This is a genomic window from Frankia sp. CcI49 (assembly GCF_001983215.1).
GTDB lineage: Bacteria > Actinomycetota > Actinomycetes > Frankiales > Frankiaceae > Parafrankia > Parafrankia irregularis.
This window is the reverse complement of sequence record NZ_MOWP01000019.1, coordinates 85115-108222: the sequence shown is the minus strand read 5'-3', so window position 1 is coordinate 108222 and position 23108 is coordinate 85115. Positions and strand designations below refer to the sequence as shown.

Annotated in this window: 15 protein-coding genes; 7 read left to right on the top strand and 8 right to left on the bottom strand. The window is 70.8% G+C overall.

Annotated features, from left to right (window positions below):
• Positions 1-271 precede the first annotated feature (271 nt).
• Positions 272-3262, top strand: coding sequence for an EAL domain-containing protein (locus CcI49_RS18530; RefSeq protein WP_076828100.1), 2991 nt, complete (start codon positions 272-274; stop codon positions 3260-3262).
• A gap of 20 nt (positions 3263-3282) precedes the next feature.
• On the opposite strand, the gene CcI49_RS18525 is transcribed toward CcI49_RS18530, so the two are convergent.
• Positions 3283-5331 carry a S8 family serine peptidase gene (locus tag CcI49_RS18525; RefSeq protein WP_076828098.1) on the bottom strand — a complete coding sequence of 683 codons (2049 nt, stop codon included), beginning with the start codon at positions 5329-5331 and terminating at the stop codon, positions 3283-3285.
• 277 nt (positions 5332-5608) lie between these two features.
• Here CcI49_RS18525 and CcI49_RS18520 point away from each other — a divergent pair, with 277 nt between their 5' ends.
• Positions 5609-7309, top strand: a complete 1701-nt coding sequence (locus tag CcI49_RS18520) for a DEAD/DEAH box helicase (protein WP_076828096.1) — start codon at positions 5609-5611, stop codon at positions 7307-7309.
• A gap of 410 nt (positions 7310-7719) precedes the next feature.
• Here CcI49_RS18520 and CcI49_RS18515 read toward each other — a convergent pair whose 3' ends face one another.
• From CcI49_RS18515 to CcI49_RS18490, 6 genes are all read right to left on the bottom strand, one after another.
• Positions 7720-8910: a cytochrome P450 gene (locus CcI49_RS18515; RefSeq protein ID WP_054570235.1), complete on the bottom strand. Its 1191-nt coding sequence runs from the start codon at positions 8908-8910 to the stop codon at positions 7720-7722.
• 167 nt (positions 8911-9077) lie between these two features.
• Positions 9078-10709: an OB-fold domain-containing protein gene (locus CcI49_RS18510; protein WP_054570234.1), complete on the bottom strand. Its 1632-nt coding sequence runs from the start codon at positions 10707-10709 to the stop codon at positions 9078-9080.
• Positions 10710-10845: 136 nt separating this feature from the next.
• The gene (locus tag CcI49_RS18505) at positions 10846-11649 is read right to left on the bottom strand and encodes a hotdog domain-containing protein (protein ID WP_054570233.1); all 804 of its coding nucleotides are present in this window, start codon (positions 11647-11649) and stop codon (positions 10846-10848) included.
• 207 nt (positions 11650-11856) lie between these two features.
• Complete coding sequence (locus CcI49_RS18500; protein WP_054570232.1) at positions 11857-12684, bottom strand: SDR family oxidoreductase; 828 nt, start codon at positions 12682-12684, stop codon at positions 11857-11859.
• Between the two features lie 33 nt (positions 12685-12717).
• Positions 12718-13935, bottom strand: a complete 1218-nt coding sequence (locus CcI49_RS18495) for a CoA transferase (protein ID WP_076828094.1) — start codon at positions 13933-13935, stop codon at positions 12718-12720.
• Positions 13936-14264: 329 nt separating this feature from the next.
• Complete coding sequence (locus CcI49_RS18490) at positions 14265-15029, bottom strand: SDR family NAD(P)-dependent oxidoreductase (protein ID WP_076828092.1); 765 nt, start codon at positions 15027-15029, stop codon at positions 14265-14267.
• A 312-nt stretch (positions 15030-15341) separates the two neighbouring features.
• Here CcI49_RS18490 and CcI49_RS18485 point away from each other — a divergent pair, with 312 nt between their 5' ends.
• Together CcI49_RS18485 and CcI49_RS18480 are read left to right on the top strand one after the other, a co-directional pair.
• Positions 15342-16379, top strand: coding sequence for a dihydrodipicolinate reductase (locus CcI49_RS18485; protein ID WP_076828090.1), 1038 nt, complete (start codon positions 15342-15344; stop codon positions 16377-16379).
• A gap of 178 nt (positions 16380-16557) precedes the next feature.
• The gene (locus CcI49_RS18480) at positions 16558-17763 is read left to right on the top strand and encodes a CoA transferase (RefSeq protein ID WP_054570228.1); all 1206 of its coding nucleotides are present in this window, start codon (positions 16558-16560) and stop codon (positions 17761-17763) included.
• A gap of 123 nt (positions 17764-17886) precedes the next feature.
• Here the strand turns inward: CcI49_RS18480 and CcI49_RS18475 are convergent, their stop codons facing one another.
• The gene (locus tag CcI49_RS18475) at positions 17887-18630 is read right to left on the bottom strand and encodes an enoyl-CoA hydratase/isomerase family protein (protein ID WP_054570227.1); all 744 of its coding nucleotides are present in this window, start codon (positions 18628-18630) and stop codon (positions 17887-17889) included.
• Between the two features lie 189 nt (positions 18631-18819).
• Here CcI49_RS18475 and CcI49_RS18470 point away from each other — a divergent pair, with 189 nt between their 5' ends.
• From CcI49_RS18470 to CcI49_RS18460, 3 genes are read left to right on the top strand one after another with little or no spacing between them, the layout of a single operon-like run.
• Positions 18820-20415, top strand: coding sequence for an AMP-binding protein (locus CcI49_RS18470; protein WP_054570226.1), 1596 nt, complete (start codon positions 18820-18822; stop codon positions 20413-20415).
• A 29-nt stretch (positions 20416-20444) separates the two neighbouring features.
• Entirely contained in the window at positions 20445-21623 is a 1179-nt protein-coding gene (locus CcI49_RS18465) for an amidohydrolase family protein (RefSeq protein WP_076828088.1), read from the top strand.
• Positions 21620-23053 (top strand): FadD3 family acyl-CoA ligase, encoded by a 1434-nt coding sequence (locus tag CcI49_RS18460; RefSeq protein ID WP_076828085.1) that lies wholly within the window; start codon positions 21620-21622, stop codon positions 23051-23053. Before CcI49_RS18465 ends, CcI49_RS18460 begins: the two co-directional genes overlap by 4 nt.
• Positions 23054-23108: the final 55 nt, after the last annotated feature.

Below are 23108 nucleotides of genomic sequence, written 5' to 3'. Positions count from 1 at the left end.
GGCGCCAGCCCACCCGCCCGCACTGGGGCATCAGCGCAGATCACGGGCTCGGGCCCGGCTTCTGGCACCTCACACGCTCCAACGGCTTGTCGGCGGGTACCGCAGAGGCATGGCCTGGCTGTGGACAAGCGTGTGCCTGGGCGCGGGGGGCCGCCTCCGTGCCCGTATCCATGGCGATCTGCCACCGGAGGTCCGGCGGCCTGGTCAGGGCGTCCCGACGGGCGGGGGTGGGCAGCGTCGCTCCGGGGCCGCTGGCGACCGCGGGTTCTTCATGGCGCCGCCCCTCCTTGGCTCCGTCTTTCTCCTGCTTCTGGTGTTTGTTCCCGGCTCGCCGGGCCACCTGGACCTGTCTGTCGCGGTGGGGGCCGGGCTCGGGGTGGCGACCGTCGCGGCGATGTCCGTCGTCGCGGCGGCGCACCTGCGTCCGCTGGCCCTGGTCGCCTCATCGGTGACCGTAGCGGCGGTGACGGCCGCGTTGGCCGCGGCCGAGTCCGCCGAGCTTGCGCTGACGCTGCTGTTCTGGTTCCCGTGGGTGGGCAGCCAGGTGGGTCTCGTGTGGTCCCGGATCGCTGCCGTCGGGGTGCACGCGGCCGTCGTGGTGGCTGTCGCGCTCGGCGCGTTCAGCCTGCACGGGTGGTTCACGGAGTTCCCCCTCGCGGCTGCGGGCTGTGGCATGGGCGTTGTGGCGGCCGCGTTCCTGACCCACATGTCCCTCTACTGGGCGGGGGACCGTTCTCTCGTTGATCGCCTGACAGCTTTGGCGAGCCGCGCGGGACTGATGCGGACTGGTGATCCGCTTGTTGCCGGCATCGTCGCGACCGGGCGTCAGGCCGTGCTGATGGTCGTTGACGTCGACCACTTCAAGGAGATCAACACCGCTTTGGGCTACGAGGCGGGCGACGAGGTGCTGAGGAGGTTCGCCGACTGCCTCTGCCCGGTGAGGCCAGCCCCGACGCTCGTCGCCCGCCTCGGCGGCGACACGTTCGCCCTGCTGATACCTGGAGCGGCCGTGGCGGGCGACGGGGAAAGCCCACCGAAGACGGCGGATCTCGCGCTCGCCGACTTCGGTCGCGCAATCCTGCGGCAGGTCGACGGACGCCTGCGGATCAACGGGGTGGATGTTGAGGTGGAGGCTACGGCGGGTCTCGCCGGGGCGCCGTCCTGCGGGAACCGGATCATCGATCTGCTCCGGTGCGCCGATGCGGCACTCGCCGATGCCAGGCGCTGCGGCGAGCGGGTCGGGGTGTGGACGACCGGGATGGCCGCGGTGAAGCCGTGGGAACTCGAACTGCACGCGCAGCTACGGTCCGCGATCGAACGGGACGAGTTGGAGCTGCACTACCAGCCGATGCGGGAAGCGACGACCGGACGGACCGTCGGCGTCGAGGCGCTGATGCGGTGGCGGCATCCCACCCGTGGGCTGCTGCCACCCGGGTCGTTCCTGCCGATGGCCGAACGTTCCTCCCTGATTGTCGAGCTGACCTGGTGGGAGCTGGATGAGGCGCTGCGCCAGTGCGCGAGCTGGCGGGCCGAGGGGATACCGGTGGCCATCTCGGCGAACCTTTCGCCCCGGTTGCTGGTGGTTGACGAGCTCCCGCAGGTCGTCGCCGAGCGGCTGGCAGCCTACGCCCTTCCCCCCGATATCCTCACCCTCGAGATCACCGAGAACGCGCTCGTCTCCCAGCCGGCCCGGGCCGCCGCGATGCTCAGCGAACTGCGGGTCTCCGGCGTGAAGCTGTCGATGGACGACTTCGGGACCGGCTACAACTCGATGGAGATCCTCAAGGCCCTGACCTTCGACGAGATCAAGATCGACAGGTCTTTCGTCGCAGACGCCCAAGGCAGCCTGCCGGACGTCGCGATCGTGCGGTCCGTCGTCGACCTGGGCCACCGGCTCGGGGTGCGCGTCGTCGGTGAGGGCATCGAGGACGAGCCCAGCGAACGGATCCTGACCGAGCTTGGGTGCGACCTCCTCCAGGGATTTGCGTTCTCGCCCCCGCTGCCGGCGCAGGACCTCACACCGCTGCTCACCGATACGACGCGGCGCGACACCGACCACCGCGCCGTGTCCGCCGCCGCGGTGGCGGCGCCACCCGCGCCGCCGGGCCATCGGATCACCGGGCAGCCGGCGGGGAAGGACACGGAGCAAGCCGGGCAGGCCGTGGCGGCGAAGGACGACAACGGGCGGCCGGCGGACGCTGTGGTCACCCAGCAGGGCAAGGACCGCTGGACCCAAGGTGGGCTCATCGCGCCCGCGCCCGCCGACGAGAACGACCGCCTGGCCGCGCTGCGCAGCCACCGACTCCTGGACACCCCCGCGGAGCCCGAGTTCGACCAGGTCGCCGCCCTGGCCGCCGAGCTGGCCGACTGCTCCTACGCCCATATCGCGTTCGTGGACGCCGAGCGGGAGTGGTTCAAATCCTGGCACGGCCTGAAGATCACCGGATTCACCGGCCGGGTGGGCGTCGCATCCCACGCGGTCTGGTCCGGCGAGTACCTGGAGGTCGTCGACGCGACGCGGGACATGCGCTTCGCGCACGCGGTCCGCGCTGATCCGAACCTCCCACTGCGCTTCTTCGCCGGGATGCCGCTGCGAACACCCGAAGGACACGCCCTCGGTGCCCTGTGTGTCTCCGACCGGATGCCCCGCCAGCTCGCACCCGGGCAGCGCCGCTCCCTGCACCACCTCGCGGCCCAGACGATGCTCCTGTGCGACGCCCGCAGGGAACGGCTGATGAACACCGATGTCGCCGACGCGCTCGAGCGACTCGACCAGCTCTGGCACCCCGACGACCTTCCGGCCGCGGCACATCTGACCGCCGATGTCGTCCGCTCCCTCGCCGGCGCGGACGCCGTCGCGGTGATGCTGGCGAAAATGCCGTACGCAACGGTGTTCGATGCGGCCGGCACGTCGGTGTCCCCGGGCACCGAGCCGCTGACCCGGGTGGGAGCCCGGGCCGGTCCCGACGACGAGGCCGCGCTGAGCGCGTTGTCCCAGTTGCGGGCCCCGATCTTCATCGCCGACCCCTCCGACACACCGCTCATCCCGTCCGAGCGGGCACGCCAACTGGAAATCGGCTCCGCGCTGGTCGTGCCCATGCCGGACGAAGGCGGTCTGCTCGGCTTCGTCGCCGTGCGGTGGACCCGCCCGCTGACACGCGTGGACCCGATCGTCCTCCGCGCGGTGACTCTGTTCACGGCGTCGGCCCGTTTCACCCTCCACCGCCTACGGTCGACCGCCCGACGCACGACCCACCGGTAGTCAGGCACTCCTGCCGGGGTTCAGAAGGCTCGCCAGGCGTAGGCGTACGGCTGGGCCTCCGTGGTGATCCGGAACGCGGTGACGGCGACCTCGACACCACCGGCTGGGACCTCCGGCCAGACCACCTGCTCGACGTTGTTGACCCGGTCGAACTCGGTGGAGGTCCCCATGTTGCCGTGCCGCTCATGGCCGTCCGCACTCCGGACGATCAGATCGAGATCGTTCTGCAGTGCCTCACCCGGCGGGTCGGTCCACACCAATGTGATCTTCAGGGTGGACCCGGCGGGGACGTCGAGCCGTGCGGAGTTCGTCTCGCCCTGCCGGAGCGGTCCGCCCTCGACGGCGCCACCGGTGGCGGCCGACTCGGGCTGGACGGATGCCATCGAACCGGCGAAGTCGACCCGGCCGAATCCGGCGTTGTTGTTCGGCGATGGCCCCACCTCGGTCGGGGTGTACTGGCCGGCCAGCTCGGTGGCACCGTTGAGCAGGACTGCCTTGAGCAACGCCGCGCTCGGCTCCGGGAAGCCGTTGTCGACGAGCGCCTCGCGCAGCGTGGCCACTGTCCCGGCGACCAGCGGGGTGGCCATGCTCGTTCCCGAGAGGAAAAAGTACCGGTCGTCAGCCGAGGTCCCGAAATCGGTCGGCGGGTTGACGACGGCGCGTGACCGCGTCGACAGGATGCAGGTGCCGGGGGCGACCACATCGGGCCTGATGCGCCGCTCGCGGGTCGGACCGCGGCTGCTGAACGCCGCCATGCCCGCCGGACGGTTGGCCTGCCGGTCGGTGGTGATCGGCGCGGCCGGGAACTGCGTCGGCCAGTACGCCCCGTAGGTCGGTCGGAACTCGGGCCGGTCGCTCTCGCTCGCGCCGACGACGATCGCGTTCTTGGCCGCGGACTCGGAGCCGATCGAGCTGCGGTCCACCGTGCCGTCGGCGTCCCTGTCGGTCCCGTCGTTACCGGCGGCGAAGCAGATCGCGAGGTCCGGTCGGTTCCAGACGGTGTCGTCGATCTCGAACGCGCTTGAGTCGTAGGGGAGGCCGGGCACGACCGCTCCCCAGGAGTTGGTGTGGACCCGGGCGCCGTCGTCCTCGTAGGGCGGCTCGAACAGGTCGTGCAGGTCGTCGGGGATTCCGCCGAGTCCTCCGTGGGCGTCGAGCAACGACTGCAGCACCAGGGTGGCCTTGGGCGCGGTGCCGCGGACCCGGCCGGAGCCGTTCGGGGCAGGGCCGGTGGCGCCCGCGAACGGACCGTCGCCGAGCACCGACCCGGCGACGTGGGTGCCGTGCCCGTCGGGGTCGTCCGCGCGGCGCCGGCCGAGCGGGTGCAGTGCCCTGACCCGGCCGCTGAACGCCGGATGGACGTCGCTGGTCGTCCCGAGGTCGAACCCGGTGTCCGCCACGGCGATCACCTGGTCGGCCCCCTGGTAGCGGCCGGGACGAGGGCCGGCGTCGGTGCGCAGGATGGTGCGGGCGACCTCGTTGCGCAGCTGTCGGGCCGGAACCGGCTCGAGGTGGTGGATCTCGTCGAGGTCGGCGAGGTCCGGCAGCCGCCCCTCCTCGACGGTGAGGCGTACCTTGTGCCGGCCCGGACGGACCTCTGACAGGTCGAGCCGAGCGGCCGCGCCGATGCGCTCGAGCACCTGGTCGGCTCGCGGGTCGACGTCCTCGTGCAGGACGACGTCCACCTCGCGGGGCTTGCGGGACGGTGAGCGGCCCTCGCCGCTCGGCACCACGCTCGCCGTCACCGCCGTGCCGGTGGGACGCAACGTCGCCGGGATCTTGAAGTCGGACAGGTACCTGCCCGCCCACGCCACATACGGTTCGGCGAGCACCGGTCCCAGGTCGTCGGGCTCGTACCGGCACTTGTAGGTGTTCTCGGGCACGTACTGTTGGATCTTCACGCCGAGGTCGGTGAGCCGCGCCCGTTCCTGCTCCGCCACCGGCCGGCGGACCTGCACCAGGACGTACTTGGTGTCCGCGACGTCCTCGGGATCAGGGATGACCGATCGCAGCCCGGCTGCCTCGGTGACCGGGTCCAGGGTTATCCCGTTGATCGTTATGCGCGCCATAGTCGAACCCCTCGCCAGGAGTAGTTATCCCGTCACCTTCCATAGCGGGCTACCCCTGGCACTCAACCGGACACGTGGTGCTCCAGCCATCACATCACGTGACGCGGTGGCCAGGGTTGAAACGGCTGCGCTCGACAGCCACCTCGGCCCGCTGCATGCCCGGCTTCCCCGTACTGCAACAGCGCCATGTGCCTTACGGCTGGGTGGTGCGCGGGGGGCGGCCCCGGCCGCCTGGGCGCCGGTTTCACCGGGCTGCCGCGCAACCGTATTCTCAGGTGTGACCGAGTCCGAAGACCAGCAGACGTTCCAAGATCTCGGGCTTGGCACCGCAGTGCTGCGAGCCCTCACCGAACTCGGCTACGAGGTGCCGTCGCCGATCCAGGTCGGCACGATCCCCGCCCTGCTCGCGGGCCGCGACGTCGTCGGCCTCGCCCAGACCGGGACCGGCAAGACCGCCGCGTTCGCTCTCCCGATCCTGTCCAGGATCGACGTGCGCAGCACCTCCACCCAGGCGCTTGTGCTCGCCCCGACCCGGGAACTGGTCCTGCAGGTCGCCGAGGCGTTCGGCCGGTATTCCCACCACCTCGCCGGCCTGCATGTGCTGCCCGTCTACGGAGGGCAGGCATACGCTCCCCAGCTGGCCGGGATCCGCCGCGGCGCGCAGGTCATCGTCGGTACTCCCGGGCGGGTTATCGACCACCTGGAACGCGGGACGCTCAATCTGGGCGGCCTGCGCACGCTGGTCCTCGACGAGGCCGACGAGATGCTCCGGATGGGCTTCCAGGAGGAGGTCGACCGGATCCTCGCCGACACCCCCGACGCCAAGCAGGTCGCGCTGTTCTCCGCGACGATGCCCGCGCCGATCCGCCGCATCTCCCGGCAGTACCTGCGCGACCCGGTGGAGATCACGGTAAGGGCGCGGACCGTCACGGCCGCGAACACCCGGCAGCGGTTCCTGACCGTCGCCGGGCCGCGCAAGATGGACGCGCTCACCCGGGTCCTCGAAGTCGAGCCGTTCGAAGCGATGATCATTTTCGTGCGGACGAAGTCGGCGACCGAGGACGTCGCCGAGCGGCTGCGCAGCCGCGGATTCGCCACCGAGGCGATCAACGGCGACCTCAGCCAGCCGCAGCGAGAGAAGCTCATCGCCCAGCTCCGCGACGGCACTCTCGACCTGCTCGTCGCCACGGACGTCGCCGCCCGCGGCCTCGACGTCGAACGGGTCACCCACGTCGTCAACTACGACATTCCCACCGACCCGGAGTCGTACGTCCACCGCATCGGCCGTACCGGCCGCGCCGGGCGCAGCGGTGAGGCGCTGCTGCTCGTCACCCCCAGGGAAAAGGGCCTGCTCGCCGCGATCGAGAAGGCGACCCGCCAGCCGCTCGCCGAGATGGAACTGCCCACCGCGGAGAATGTGAACGCCCAGCGGGTCGCGAAGTTCCACGACGCGATCACCGCCGCGCTCGACGCGCCAGCCCACGCCGTGTTCAGGGACCTGGTCCTTGGCTACACCAGCGAGCACGACGTTCYGCTCGCCGACATCGCCGCGGCGCTGGCCGTGATGACCCGCCAGGAACAGGGAGAGTTCCTCCTCCCGCCGGACACCGCTCCGCCTGCCCGCGAGAGGCCCGCCCGCGGCGCGAGCGGGCCGCGGAGGGTCTATGCCACCTACCGGATCGGGGTCGGGCATCGCCAGCGGGTCACCCCGGGCCAGATCGTCGGGGCGCTCGCAAACGAGGGCGGCCTGGACCGGGCGGACTTCGGGCGGATCGACATCCGGGTCGACTACAGCCTCGTCGAACTTCCCACCGACCTGACCAAGGAAACCCGGCAGGCGTTGAGCCGCACCCGCATCGCCGGCCAGCCCCTCAACCTGCGCGCCGAACGGCCGAACCGGGAATCCGGTGCGCGCCTCGGCGTCAGCCGCCGAGGAAAACCCGCCCCCTCCGCCCGCAGGCCGCGCCGCCCCGTCTGACGTCACGCCTTTCCTCGAGTATCCGGACAGGCGGCAGAACCAGCGCGCACGCGGTGGTCGGCAGAATTATGATCGCCATAGGGTGATCGTGACGAAGGTGCCGAACTTCATCGGGAGTCGATCCCCATCCTGTGTGCTTGCGCTGTACGGCGACAAGATGAGTTTCGCCGGCAGGATGGGGGTCGCGACCAACGCGTCGCGTGCATGCGCGCAACGCATGCAGCGCGCGTGGGCGATGCACTTCCGCGCCACGGTCCGCCACACGTACAACGAAGGAGCTGACGAAACGTCAGCTCCTTCGTTGTACGTGGCGGTCGATGGTGGTCGACGGCACCTGTGGTGCGAAGCGTGGACCGGTCGGCTTCGTGGAATGTCGAAGCCGGCCGGGTTCGCGTGCGTTGCCGAAGAGGTCAGCCGAGGACGAAGTGGAGCTGCTCGTAGCCCCGGACGGTGCTGGTGTGCGAGCGGACCGACTTCTCGCGGTCGATGCCCCACTCCGGAAAGCGCTTGAGCGTCTCCTCGATGCCGATCCGCCCTTCGAGACGGGCCAGCGAGGCGCCCAGGCAGTAGTGCGTCCCGAGGCCGAAGGAGACATGGCTGTCGAACTTGCGGTGGATGTCGAACTTGTCGGCGTCGGGATACTTGCGCTCGTCACGCCCGGCCGAGCCGGTGATCAGCAGGACCCTGGACTTCGCCGGCATCTGCACGCCGTGCAGCTCGACGTCCTCGGTCAGCATCCGGGCCTGGACGGGGGACGGCGACTCGTAGCGCAGCAGCTCCTCGACCGCGCCACCGAGCAGCGACGAGTCGGCCGCCAGCTCGGCCCGCTGGTCCGGGTGCTCGGCCAGGACGGAGCCGGCCCAGCCGAGCAGCCGGGCGACGGTCTCGGTGCCCGCGCTGACGAGCAGGTTCGTGAAGTCGGCGCACTCCTGGTTGGTCAGCCGCCGGGTGCCGTTCTCGTTGACGATCTCCGCCTGGACCAGGCTGGTCATCATGTCGTCGCGCGGGTTCTTGCGGCGCTCGTCCAGCATGTTGGTCAGGTACTCGTGGATCTTGATCTGGGCGGCGAACGAGATGTCGTTGACCATGCCCTGACCTTCCTCCTGGTGGAAGGTCTGGTCGATGAGCTTGCGGATGTCCTCGCGGTCGGCGGGGTCGACACCGAGCAGCTCGGAGATGACCTTGGACGGCAGCTGGGCGGCGAAGTCCTGCACGTAGTCGAAGCCGTCGCCGCCGATCTGCGGGTCGAGCATCTCGGCGCACAGCGCCCGGATGGACGTCTCCAGCGCGGAGATCCGCCGCGGCGTGAAGGCCCGGGAGACCAGCGCGCGCAGCTCGGTGTGCTTCGGCGGGTCAATGAAGATCATGTGGCCGGTGCCTAGCGGCTCCGACCCCATGATCTCCAGGACCGTGCCGTAGGCGGAGCTGTAGAGCAGCGGCTCCCGGCTGGCGGCCTCGACGTCGGCGTGCCGCGACAACGCGAAGAAATCCAGATCGTCGTTTCGGTAGACCGGTGCCTCATCGCGAAGGCGACGCCACACGTCGTAGGGCGCCAGATGAAGCACTTTGTCGTAGGGACTCCAGCTGATTTCCTCGCTCATGACACCACTATGACACAGAATGGGCGGCGCTGATTGGGCGGGCCGACGGGGTGATCCGGCTGCGGCAAGGCGCGACAAGATGCGGCAACGAGCCGGCAATCCTCACGCATTCCATGCCGCTTCCATGCCGCCGGCCGGCATTCGGAGCACCACTCTCGGGCTGGTTTTCAGGAACCGTCACGCTGCAGCAGCAACACACCGGACGGTGTGCCGCCACCGGAAGTGACCACCGCCGTCCGGGCATTCGCGACCTGGCGCTCACCGGCTTCATGGCGCAGCTGGGTGACCGCCTCGTAGAAGAAGCCGTAGCCGTGGGTGCGGCCCTCGGAAAGCTGGCCGCCGTGCGGGTTGAGCGGCAGCTCGCCGTCGATCGCGATCCGCCGGCCCTTGTCGAGCCAGTCCTGCGCCTCGCCGATGCCGCAGAAGCCGAGGCCCTCGATCCAGGAGATCGCGTTGAAGGTGAAGCCGTCGTAGACCAGCGCCAGGTCCACGTCGGACGGGCGCAGGTCGGTCCTCGTCCACAGGTGGGCGGCCTGGCCGAGCACCTGCGGCTCGTGGGTGATGACGCCCTGCTCCCAGGAGACCCGCTCGAGGATCTGCGTGCCGACGGCCTCGACCCGGATCGCCGGCTTCGGCAGGTCCCCCGCGACGGAGGCGTCGGAGACGACGACGGCGATGGACGCGTCGCACGGCACGTCACAGTCGTAGAGGCCGAACGGGGTCGTGACCATCCGCGCCGACATGTAGTCGTCGAGGGTCAGCGGGTCGCGGTAGATCGCGTTCGGGTTGAGCGCCGCACCGGCCCGGCCGTTGAGGGCGATCGCGGCGAGCATCTCCCGGTCGGCGCCGTAGCGGTGGAAGTACTGGTTGGCGTTCATGGCGATCCAGTTCGCCGCGGACATCGCCCCGAACGGCGCGCGCCACAGGGTGGTCGCGTTCGAGTGCCGGCCGCCCCCGCCGCCCATGCCCAGGCCCAGGGTCCGGTAGGTGGACTCCCACACCGTCCGGAAGCACAGCACATGCCGGCACAGGCCCGAGGCGACCGCCAGCATCGCGGCGATGACGGAGCCGCCGGGGCCGGGCAGGTCGCCGCCGCCGTTCGTCCAGGTCGGGTGCAGCCGCAGCGCCTCCTCGACGGCGGTCACCCCGCCTTCGCTCATGCCCATGCCGGCCGCGCCGGGGTAGGTGGACAGGCCGTCGATGTCGTCGAGGGTCAGGCCCGCGTCGGCGACCGCCTTCAGGCAGGCGTCGATCGTCAGCTCGAGCGGGTCGACCATCAGCCGGCGCCCGATCCGCGACCGGCCGATGCCGGAGAGCACCGCCCGGTGCTCGAAGCGGTGGTCACTCAGCGGCGCGCGCGGGGCGGGCAGGTCGGGCTCGCCGACCCGGTCGGTCGGGTCCGTGCCGCCGGTCGGCTCGAACATCGCCAGCCAGACGTCCTCGTGCTGCTCGAAGCGGACGGCGACCTCCTGCCCGATGTGCACGTCCGCCGGCTCGCACCCGGTGATGTTCGTGGTCAGCCGGACGCTCGCGTCCTCCACCAGCGCCACGTTCGCGACCACGTAGGGCGGCATGATCGCGGGCGTCCACGGCTGCACGTTCACGGTGAACCCGACGACCGTCGCCCGCCCGGAGACCTCGGTGGGGGTGTGGGCCCGGCTGCGGCACCGCGGGCAGATGGGGACGGGGGGGTGCACGAGCTGGCCGCAGTCGTCGCAGCCCTGGATGCGCAGCTTCCCGTCGGCCCCCGACTTCCAGAACCACTCGGTGGCGGGGGTGATCTCGGGAAGCGGGCGCATCGGGAGCTCCTTGGTCGGTGTCGCTGGCTTGGCGGTCCGGGTGGGTCGAGCGATCCGGGCGGGTCGGGCGGTCCGGTGGCCAGGCCGGCTCGGGTGGCCAGGTCGGCCAGGTCGGCTCGGGTGGGGCCCGGGTGGGTCAGCCGGGCGGCGGTGCCGGAAACGTCCGGGTGGTGGCGTACACGGACAGCCTGTCGCCGTCGCCGGCGTCGCGCACCTCCACCCGTCCCAGGCCTGCCTGCGCGGTGGCGGTGGCTACGGCGGGCCCGATGCGGACCGGCCGCAGATAGCGCAGCGCCAGCAGGGAGAGCGTGGCACCGGGGGAGAGGGAGAGCGCGGCCTCCTCGACGGCCAGCGCGATCAGCCCGCCGTTGACGGTGCCGGCCGCGTTGAGTGCGTCCTCGGCCCGGGGGAGCCGGGCGACCCCGGGACGGGTGATCTCGCAGCGAGCCCGCCGGGCGAAGGGCACACTCAGCCGCTGCCGGGGGAGAGTCACCGGCAGCGCCGCCGCCCGGGTCATCTCCGGCGGCATGAGCACGGTCGGGTCCGGCGCCGCCATGAACGACGCCACGCCGACGGCGAGGCTGCGCCCGTCCGAGCCGGTCACGTCGACGTCGATCACCGCGACCGAGCGACCCTTCTTCACCAGCCGGCCGACCACGCTGATCCGTTCGAGCTCGCGCAACGGCTCGTGGACGTGGATGTCGAGATCGAGTGTGACCGGCACCCGCGGCGCCAGGAACTCCAGCACCAGGTAACCCGCGACGACATCGGTCCAGGCCGCCAGAATCGACGTGCGGACACTGGACGTTCCGGGCACGAACATTTCCGGGGTGATCGCCGCGGACCCGTGAATCTCGTCGCCGACCCGGCTGGTCTCGAATCCCAGCTCGTGCAGAATGTGGCCGTCCTGGCGCTGGCCGCCACTGCTCGTTGTCGTCATCCGATCCGTTCCGGGGAGGGGCCTGGAGTTGTTTTCGTCGCATGGTCCACGGTCAGGAATGACACGAGTCGTGCCGAGGGCGGAAAAGGCTCGGTGAGCCTTTTCCGCCGCGCGACGTACGGTCCGGTCGGCCGCAGGTCCGCATCGACGACGGGAAGGTCTTCGGTGTCTGTCGACTACCGTGTCCGTCGGATACAGCCGGATTTCCTAGAAGCGGCCGGAGAGGAACTTCACGATCGGCGTCGCGGCCGGGTAGACCTCGGTGAGGCCGGCGGAGAAGTAGCCGGCGTCGGTCACCAGCGTGATGCCGTTGATCGCGGAGGCGCCGGAGCTGACCAGAAACAGCAGCGGGTAGGCCTGCTCCAGCGAGGTCGCGGCCTCGATGCCGACCTCGGCCCGGTAGTCGGCGCCGAAGCCCAGCCACATCTCCTTGTTCTCCTGGGCCAGTGGGGTGTCGGTCGGGCCCGGGCAGATCGCGTTGATGCGGATGCCCTTCTTGAGCAGGGGCATCGCCTGGGTGGCGACGTACGCGCAGACCGCCTGCTTGGTGTTCATGTAGTCGGCCTTGTTGTTCTCGACGGCCCACTTGGTGGCCTCGTCGAAGTCGGTGATGGCGATGAACTCCTTCAGCGACTCGAGGTTGGCCTCCCAGCCCAGGCCCGCGGCCGAGGAGATGAAGCCGATCGCGGAGCCGGCGCCCAGCTGCCCGGAGGCGATCACCTTGTCGATCAGGTAGCGGTGACCGATGAAGTTGATCCGCTCGATGCCCGGGGTGCCGTCGGCGACACCGGCGGCCGAGACCAGCGCGTGGATCGGGCCGTCGAGCTGCGCCAGGGCGGCGTCGATGGAGGCGGCCTCGGCGAGGTTGACCTGGATGGCCTGCACGCCCTCCAGCTTCACGGGGGCGTAGTCGAGGACCACGACCTCCGCGCCGGCGGACAGCGCCAGCTCGGCGGTGGCGGCGCCCATGCCCGTCGCGCCACCGACGACCACGACCCGCTTGCCGTCGAACCGGAAGGCGTCAAACAACGTCATGTCTTGTTCTCCTGCTCTTCGTTGAGGTGAGTGCTACGCGACGACGCCGCGGATCTTGAGGTCCAGCACCGCTTCGGTGTCCAGGCCCAGTTCGGCGAGGATCTCGTCGCCGTGCTCGTTGAACAGCGGCGCCCGCTTCGGCGCGGCCGGCTTGTCGTCGTACTGCACCGGCACGGTCGTGAGCTGGAAGGGGACCCCGGCCGCGGTCGTGCATTCCTGGACGTAGCCGTTGGCGACCGTCTGGACGTCCACGGCGGCCTCGAGGGTGTCCTGGACGACGGTCCACTGGCCGACGAAGTTCTCCAGCCGCACCCGCCACTCGGCCAGCGGCCGGGCCGCGAACGTCTCGGTCAGGATCGCGATCGCCTCGGCGCTGTTCGTCATCAGGCTCGCGTGGTCGGCGAAACGGGGATCGGTGGCGAGCTCCGGGCGCTCGATGACGTCGCACATGGGCGCCCAGTACCGGCCGGCCTGCAGGCAGGTCAGGGCCACCCAGCGACCGTCCGAGGTGCGGTAGTTGCCGGTGAGCGGGTTCATCCGCTGCTGGTCGGCCGGCGGCGGGGTCCACGGGACGCCGAGCAGCAGCGACAGCGCCATCGCCTGCCCCATCGACCACATCGCCGTGCCGAGCAGGGAGACGTCCACGGTCGAGGCCTCACCGGTGCGCTCCCGGTGGAACAGCGCGCCCATGATGCCGCCGGCGATCGTCATCGCGCCGATGGAGTCACCGAAGCCGGGTGCCGGCGGGACGGGCACGTGGCCGTACTCGGGCTGCATGATGCCGGTCGCGACGCCGGAGCGGGCCCAGAACGCCAGCGAGTCGTACGAGCCGCGGTCGGCCTCCGGGCCATGCTCGCCCTGGCCGGTGCCCCGCACGTAGATGATCTTCGGGTTGTGGGCGCGGATCTCGTCCACGTCGATGTGCAGCTTGGTGCGCACGCTCGGCAGCTTGTTGGTGAGGAAGACGTCCGCCGTCGCGGCGATGCGGTACAGGATGTCGCGGCCCGCCTCGGAGGTGAGGTCGAGGCCGAGGCTGCGCTTGCCGCGGTTGGAGTGCTCGAGCAGGACGTGGACGTCCTTGGGGACGACCGCGATGCCCGAGGAGGCCAGGGCCCGCATGGCGTCGCCGCGCTCGACGTGCTCGATCTTGATGACGTCGGCACCGAGGTCGGCGAGCAGGGCCGAGGCCGCGGGAACGAATGTGTGCTCGGCGACCTCGAGAATCCGGACGCCCTGCATCACCGAGGTCACGACCGTCCTCCTGCGTATGGGAAGGCCGGGGCTCCGGCCGCCTGAGAAAAATTTAACATCGACGTCGATACCAGCGTCGCGTGTCGCAGTCCAGCGTCTCCGGTGGCTGCGGGCGCGGCGGCGGGCAGACTCGGTTCTTGATCGTGAAAAGGAGCATCCGGCCAGGTCTGCCGACCGGGGATCGGTACGGGGAGGCCGGCCGGCAGCATCGGCGCAGCGCCGGCTGACGCCCTGGCCCCGGTGCCGCTCGCCCGAATCGAACCTGACCGCCACATCTGTGATGACACTCTCATGTCACAGCCGCAGAGGCCAGCCACGCCCGGGGGAGGTCAGCGGGGCGCCATCCGCAGCGCGCCGTCGAGCCGGATGACCTCACCGTTGAGGTAGCCGTTCTCCAGCAGGTCGGCGGCGAGGCGGCCGAAGTCGGCCGGCGTGCCCAGGCGCTTCGGGTGCGGAACGCCGGCGGCCAGACCGTCGCGGATGTCGTCGCGCAGCCGGCCGAGCATCGGGGTCTCGAACACGCCCGGCGCGATCGTGTTCACCCGGATCGCCCAGCTGGCGAGATCCCGGGCGGCGACGATGGTCAGGCCGCGCACCCCGGCCTTCGCGCTCGCGTAGGCGGTCTGGCCGATCTGGCCCTCGAAGGCGGCGACCGACGCGGTCAGCACGATCGCGCCGCGGTCGCCGCCCGGGAGCTCGGCGTTGCGGGCCATCCGCGCCGCGGCCAGGCGCACCACGTTGTACGTGCCGACCAGGTTGATCCTGATGATCTCGGCGTAGCTGTCGAGCGCACCGGGGTTGCCCGCCCGGTCCAGCACCCGCAGCCGGTCACCACCGCGCCCGGCGCAGTGCACGACCCCGCGCAGCGGGCCGTCGTCCGCGGCGGCGTCGAGCGCCGCGTCGAACTGGTCGGTGTCGGTGATGTCCGCGGCCACGAAACGCACGCCGAGCTCGGCGGCGACGTCCCGGCCGGGTGAGGACGGCAGGTCGACGATCGTGACGGCCGCGCCACGGTCCAGCAGCACCCGTGCGGTGCCGAGGCCCAGGCCGGACGCCCCGCCGGTGACCAGGGCCGACGTTCCGTTGAGCAGCATGACTTCCTCCCATGAGCCTTCTCCATCTCACGGTGCACGGCCAGGGGCGCCGCCGGTCGACGATGGGAAGGGCTCAATATTGACGACGGCGTCAAGATCCGCCTAGGCTGTGGCGCGCAGCACACGGGTCATGTGAATCTGGTGGATTTTCGCCCTCTGCTGGCAGGCCCGCCACAGTTCGGCGGGGCGAGCCCCGCGCCGACGGCCGCAGCCGGTCCACACGCGATGTCCGCACCAGGCGATCGCCTCCGCGATGATCCACCCAGACTGACCCGAACGCGATGATCCGATCCCGACGAGGGGAAGACACACGTGGGGAAGTTGCGCGTCGTTCAGTGGGCCACCGGGAACATCGGCACCTACGCGTTGCGCGAGGTGATCGCGCATCCGGAGCTGGAGCTTGCCGGCGTCTTCGTCCACGGCGCCGAGAAGGTCGGCCGCGATGCCGGTGACCTGTGCGGCGTGGGCGCGACCGGCGTCGTCGCGACGGGTGACGTCGAGCTGATCCTCGCGCTCGGCGCGGACTGCGTCCTGTACATGCCGCGGTACTTCGACGTCGGCGAGGTGTGCCGCATCCTCGCCTCGGGCGCGAACATCGTGACGACCCGCGGGGAGTTCCACCGGCCGGCCGGCATGGATCCCGAGGTCCGCCGGCAGGTGGAGGCGGCCTGTGAGCAGGGCGGTACGTCGGTGCACAGCACCGGCAGCAGCCCGGGCTTCATCACCGAGGCCGTGCCGCTGGTGCTGTCGTCGATCCAGCGCCGCCTGGACCGGCTCGCCATCCAGGAGTTCGCGGACCTGTCCCGGCGGGACTCCCCGGGCCTGTTGTTCGACGTCATGGGCTTCGGGCGGCCACCGGCGTCAGTGGACGAGGCACGGCTGACCCACGGCCGGATCAGCTTCGGGCCTTCGTTGCTGCTGATCGCCGAGACGCTCGGGATCAGGATCGACACGCTGGAGGCGTCCGGCGAGGTCGCCACCTCGCCGCGCCCGGTGCACATCGCCGCGGGAACCCTGGAACCCGGGACGGTGGCGGCCCAGCGGCTGACGGTCGCCGGGATCCGCGACGGCCGCGAGGTCCTGAGCTTCCGGGCGAACTGGTACTGCACCCGTGATCTCGAACCGGCCTGGGACCTGCGTGACACCGGCTGGCACATCGACCTGGAGGGCGACGCCCCGCTCGACATCGCGCTGCGGTTCCCGTTCCCGCTGGAGCAGATGGCGGCGATCTCACCGGCCTACACCGCCAACCGGGCGGTCAACGCGGTGCCGATCGTGTGCGCGGCGACGCCCGGGATCCGCACCTCGGTGGACCTGCCGCAGATCGTCGCGAGCAACGTCGGGTCCTAGGGTTCTCCGCAGGTCGACGGTTGATTTCCACTTCGCGAGAATGTAACTTTCGGACCTCGTGAGGCTGTGGGCCCGTGAGACCGTGAGCTCGGGAGTTCACGGGCTCCGGAGCTCACGGGCTCCGGAGCTCACGGGCCCGTGAGCTCGTGGACAGCAGCGCGATCGCGAAGGGTGCCGCATGAAGCCGCTCGACGGAGTCAGGGTTCTCGAAGTGGCGATGTACGGCTTCGTGCCGTCCGCGGGCGGTGTGCTCGCGGACTGGGGCGCCGAGGTCATCAAGATCGAGCATGCGGTGACCGGCGACCCGCAGCGGGGCCTGAAACAGACCGGCAACCTGAAGGTCGGCGACGGGCCGAACCCGAACATCTGGCACGCCAACCGCGGCAAGCGCAGCCTCGGCCTCGACATGTCCCGGCCCGAGGGCAAGGAGATCCTCGACGAGCTGGCCCGCCGCGCGGACGTCTTCCTCACCAGCTTCCTGCCCCGCTCGCGCCAGAAGCTCGGCATCGACGTCGAGGACATCCGGAAGCTGAACCCGCAGGTCATCTACGCCCGCGGCAGCGCCCTGGGGCCGCGCGGCCCGGAGTCGGACAAGGGCGGCTTCGACATGACGGCCTTCTGGTCGCGGGCCTCGTCGGCGGCCAGCATCACCCCGAGCGGCCACGAGGGCATCACCCCGCCGCCCGGCCCCGCCTACGGCGACACGATCTCGGGCACGAACCTCGCCGGGGGCATCGCCGCGGCGCTGTTCCGGCGTGAGCGCACCGGCGAGCCGTCGGTCGTCGACGTCTCCCTGCTGGGCAGCGGGCTGTGGGCGATGGGCCAGACGATCTCCCTGTCCATGCTGCTCGACGAGCCGCTGCAGGCCCCGGCGGCAGGCGCGCACGGCTCGCCGAGCAACCCGCTCTCCGGGCTCTACCGCACCTCGGACGGCCGTTTCCTCTCGCTGGTCATGCTCCAGCCGGGCCGGTACTGGCCGGACGTCGTCCGCCACATCGACCGCCCGGAGCTCGCCGACGACCCGCGTTTCTCGTCCGCCGAGCAGATCGCCGCGCACACGGCGGAGGCGGTCGAGATCCTGCGGGAGGCGTTCGCCGCGCGCACCCTCGCCGAGTGGACGGAGCGCCTGGGCACGCTTTCCGGCCCGTGGGCGCCGGTGCAGGACTCGCTGCAGGTCAGCGGCGACCCGCAGATCCGGGCCAACGAGTACCTGCTGTCCGCCGGCGACCTGGAACTGGTCTCCAGCCCGGTCCAGTTCGACGTGCAGGCGCCCGAGCTGGGCCCGGCGCCGGACTTCGCCGCGCAGACCGAGGAGATCCTCCTGGAGCTGGGGCTGGACTGGGAGCGGATCATCGAGCTGAAGACCGCCGGCGCGGTCACCTGAGCCGCGCCGCGCGCCGCGGGCAGCGGGACCGCGCGTTGCGGGACCGTGTGTCACTGGCCGCGGCCGCGCCCGGGACCCGATCGGGCGCTCCTGCGGCCGGTCGGGTCCGGGCGGCCGGCACGGTCAGCGGGCGCGCCTGGCGCCGGCCCGCTCGACGGCGGCCCAGTGCTCGTCGTCCACCCACAGCCGGGCGAAGGTCCGGGCCGCGTCCTCGGCGTGTGCCTCGGTCAGCGGCGCACCGGCGGCGCGGCGCAGGACGTGCTTGATGCCGCGGGCGGGCGCGCCGGTGAGGGAGTGGGCCAGTGCCCGCCAGCCCTCGTCGAAGGCGGCCCGCGGCAGGACCTGGTCGACCAGCCCGAGCCCCTCGGCCTCGGCGGCGGTCAGGACCCGGCCGGTGCCGGCGAGCAGCAGCGCGCGGCCGGGCCCGACCAGCTCGGCCAGCCGTTCGGCGCCGCCCCACGCCGGCATGATCGCCAGCGTCGACTGGGTGAATCCGATCTTGATGTCGTCGGCGGCGACGCGGATGTCGGCGGCCACCGCGACCTCGGCGCCGCCGCCCAGGGCGTGCCCGTTGACGGCGGCGATCACCGGGGCGGGAAACGCGGCGAGCCGGTCGCAGATGGCGCGCATCCGCAGGGCCATGGCTGTCGCCTCGTCCTCGGTGCGCAGGGCGGCGAGTTCCTTGAGGTCGCCGCCGGAGACGAACGCCCGGTCGCCGGCGCCCCGGATGACCAGGGCCCCGGCGCCGTCGGCGGCGTCGAGGGCCTTCTCCAGCTCACCCATGGTGGCCAGGGAGATGGCGTTGCGCGCCTCGGGCCGGTCGATCGTGATGACGGCGAGCCCGGCGTCCAGCTCAAGATCAATCATGGACCCAACTCCAGGTTGAGAATACAATTCTAAATATGGAGAGTAACATTCCCGCCTAAAATCCAGAGTTCCCCTGTGAGATTGCCGGCCTTCCGCCGCACGCGGATGCCGGCGGCCCGCGGGGTACCTGTGGAACCTGCCCGAGTGTCCTGGGAGAGTCCGGGAATAGCACAGATCGGAGCTCACGCGATGCGCACGGTTCCCCCCGAGCTGGTCAGGCGGTACGAGTCCGAGGGCTGGTGGACGTCCGAGACGCTGGGCGACATCCTGGCCACGGGCCTGGCGGCCGCGCCGGACGCGCAGTTCCGGGTCCACTCGGCGGTGCGGCCGTGGAACGGCACGTTCCGCGAGGTCGAGCAGGTCGCGCGCCGGCTGGCGGCCGGGCTGCGCGCCCGCGGGGTCGGCCCCGGCGACGTCGTGGTGTTCCAGCTGCCGAACTGGGTGGAGGCGGCGGCGACCTTCTGGGCCTCGGCGTTACTCGGCGCGGTCGTGGTGCCGGTGGTGCACTTCTACGGCCGCAAGGAGGTCGGCTACATCCTGGAACGGACGTCGCCGAAGGTCTTCGTCACGGCGCAGGGCTTCGGGCGGCTGGAGTTCCAGCCCGACCTCGTCGCCGGAGTGCCCGTCGTCGGCGTGGTGGGGCGCCCGAGCGGCGAGCCGCTGGCGTTCGACGACCTGCTCGCCGACGACCCGATGCCCGGCACCGTCGCGGCGGACCCGGGCGCCCCGGCGGTGATCGCGTTCACCTCCGGCACCACCCGCGACCCCAAGGGCGTCATCCACAGCCATCGGACGCTCGGCTTCGAGACCCGCCAGCTCGCCGGCCTCTATCCCCCGGACCGCGGGCGCCAGCTCACCGCCGCGCCGATCGGGCACTTCATCGGCATGCTGAACGCCTTCCTCATCCCGGTGCTGGAAGGACGTCCGATCAACCTGGCCGACGTCTGGGACCCGGCGCAGGCGCTGGAGCTGATGCGCACCGGCGGCCTCACCGTCGGCGGCGGCGCCACGTACTTCATGACCAGCCTGCTGGACCACCCCGACTTCACCCCCGAGCACCTGGTCGGGATGCGCTACGCCGGGCTCGGCGGGTCGTCGGTGCCGGCGGCGGTCACCACCCGGCTGGACGAGCTCGGCATCACGGTGTTCCGCTCCTACGGCAGCACCGAGCATCCCTCGATCACCGGCTCCCGGTACACCGCGGGACCGGACAAGCGCCTGTTCACCGACGGGGACGTCCTGCCCGGGGTGGAGATCCGGCTCGAACCGGACGGGGAGATCCTCAGCCGGGGCCCGGACCTGTGCCTGGGCTACCTCGACGACGAGCTGACCGCGCAGGTCTTCGACGCCGACGGCTGGTACCGCACCGGCGACGTCGGGGTGCTCGACGCCGACGGGTACCTGACGATCGTCGACCGCAAGGCCGACTTCATCATCCGCGGCGGGGAGAACATCAGCGCGCTGGAGGTCGAGGAGGTGCTGCTGACCATGCCCGGTGTCGCCGAGGCCGCGGTGGTCGCGGCGCCCGACGCCCGGCTCGGCGAGCACGCCGCGGCGGTGCTGCGCCTGCAGGACGGGGCCGCGCTGCCGACCCTGGACGCGGTGCGCGCGCACTTCCAGCAGGCGGGGCTGGCCCGGCAGAAGTGGCCCGAGGAGCTGGTCGAGATCGAGGACTTCCCGCGCACCCCCAGCGGTAAGATCCAAAAGGCGGTCCTACGAGCAGTCATTGCGCGTCGGGACACCGCGCAGCAGGCAGACATTGCGGCACAGCGGGGAAGAGAATAGGGTTCTCCATATCAGTAAGGGAGGATCTCATGCCTACGCGAGTGTCGCCGTACCCCGTCTTCGACGCGGACAACCACCTGTACGAGACCGAGGACGCCTTCACCAAGTTCCTGCCGGAGGCGTACAGGGGCGCGATCCGGTACGTCCAGGTGGACGGCCGCACGAAGATCGCGATCCGGGGCCAGATCAGCGACTACATCCCCAACCCGACCTTCGAGGTCGTCGCCCGCCCGGGCGCCCAGGAGGAGTTCTTCAAGATCGGGAACCCCGAGGGCAAGTCCTACCGTGAGATCGTCGGCAAGCCGATCCGGTCGATCCCGGCCTTCCGCGAGCCGAAGTCCCGGATCGAGCTGATGAACGAGCAGGGCCTCGAGCGGACGCTGATGTTCCCGACGCTGGCGAGCCTCATCGAGGAGCGCATGCGGGACGACCCGGAGCTGACCCACGTCGTCATCCACGCCCTCAACGAGTGGCTGTACGAGACCTGGCAGTTCAACTACGAGAACCGCATCTTCACCACGCCGGTCATCACCCTGCCGATCGTCGAGAAGGCGATCGAGGAGCTGGAGTGGGTCGTGGCGCGCGGGGCGAAGGCCATCCTGATCCGGCCGGCGCCGGTGCCCGGCTTCAACGGCTCGCGGTCCTTCGGCCTGCCGGAGTTCGACCCGTTCTGGGAGCGGGTCGTGCACCACAACATCCTGGTCGGCCTGCACTCCTCGGACAGCGGCTACAACCGCTACACCCAGGACTGGGAGGGCAAGGTCCGCGAGTACCTGCCGTTCCAGCCGGACGCCTTCCGCATGTTCGGCCAGTGGCGCCCCATCCAGGACACGGTGGCCGCGCTGGTCTGCCACGGTGCGCTGTCCCGGTTCCCGACCCTGAAGATCGCGGTCATCGAGAACGGCGCGTCCTGGGTCGCCCCACTGCTCTCCGAGCTGAAGGACATCTACAAGAAGTACCCGCAGCAGTTCCTGGAGAACCCGATCGAGGTGGTCCGGCGCAACGTCCACGTCAGCCCCTTCTGGGAGGAGGACATGGGCAAGCTCTCCGAGCTGATCGGGGTCGAGCGGGTGCTCTTCGGCTCCGACTACCCGCACCCCGAGGGCCTCGGCGACCCGGTGAGCTACGTCGAGGTGCTCAAGGACCTCAGCGCGGAGGACCAGGCCAAGATCATGGGCGGCAACCTGGCCAGGCTGATCGACGCATGAAGTGGGAGACCATCCCGGAGATGGTGCTCAGCACCGCCGACCGCTTCGGTGACGCCGAAGCGGTCGTCGACGGGGCACTGCGCCTCACCTACACCGAGCTGGTGGGCCGGGTCCGCACCGCCGCGGGTTCCTTCGCGGCGGCGGGCGTCGGCAAGGGTGACCGGGTGGCGATCTGGGCGCCGAACTCCGCCGAGTGGATCATCGCGGCCTTCGGGCTGCTGACCGCCGGCGGGGTGCTGGTGCCCGTGAACACCCGTTACAAGGCCGAGGAGGCGAACGACATCCTCACCCGCAGCGGGGCGAGGATGGTCCTGGTCCAGGAGGGCTTCCTCGGGCAGGCGTACGCCGGTATCACCGCTGTGCCCGCCATCGACATCAAGTCGGGCTTCCTGACCTCCGGGGCGCCGCTGGACGCACCGGTGGTCACCGATGGTGACGACATCGCCGACATCCTGTTCACGTCCGGGACGACCGGGCGGCCCAAGGGCGTCATGATGAACCACCACCAGACGCTGCGGCTGTACGCGGAGTGGTGCTACCAGGCGGATCTGCGGGAGGGCGACCGGTACCTGATCGTCAACCCGTTCTTCCACAACTTCGGCTACAAGGCCGGGATCGTCGCCGCCCTGATCCGGGGCGCGACCATCGTGCCGATGGCCGTCCTGGAGATGGACCGGCTGCTCGAGCTGATCGAGCGGGAGCGGATCACCATGCTCCCCGGCCCGCCCACGCTCTACCACTCGATACTGGCGGCGCGGGGCAGCGCGGACGTCTCCTCGTTACGGTGCGCCGTCACCGGTTCGGCCGACATCCCGGTCGAGCTGATCCGGCGGATGAAGCAGGAGCTGCCCTTCCAGTCGATCATGACCGGGTACGGCCTCACCGAGGCGGGCACCGCCACCGCCTCGCGGCCGGGCGACTCCTTCGAGGACATCGCCACCACCGTCGGCAAGGCCTGCGACGGCGTGGAGATCTCCATCGCCGACGACGGCGAGGTGCTGATCCGCGGCTACACGGTGATGCAGGGCTACCTGGACGACCCCGCCGCCACCGCCGAGACGATCGACCCCGACGGCTGGCTGCACACCGGCGACCTGGGCACCCTCGACGAGCGCGGGTACCTGCGGATCATCGGCCGCAAGAAGGACATGTTCATCGTCGGTGGCTTCAACGCCTACCCGGCCGAGATCGAGGGCTACCTGCTGGGGCATCCCGCGGTCGCGCAGGCCGCGGTCATCGGCGTGCCCGACGACCGCCTCGGCGAGGTCGGCAAGGCATTCGTGGTCCGGCGCGGCCCGGTCACCGCCGACGAGCTGATCGCGTGGAGCCGGGAGAAGATGGCCGGCTTCAAGGTGCCCAGGCACGTCGAGTTCCTGGAGAGCCTGCCGCTGAACGCGTCCGGAAAAGTGATGAAGGACCAGCTGCGCTAGCACCGCACCGAACACCGAGCACCGATCAGGGCAAGTCGAGGTATCGGTCTTCCGC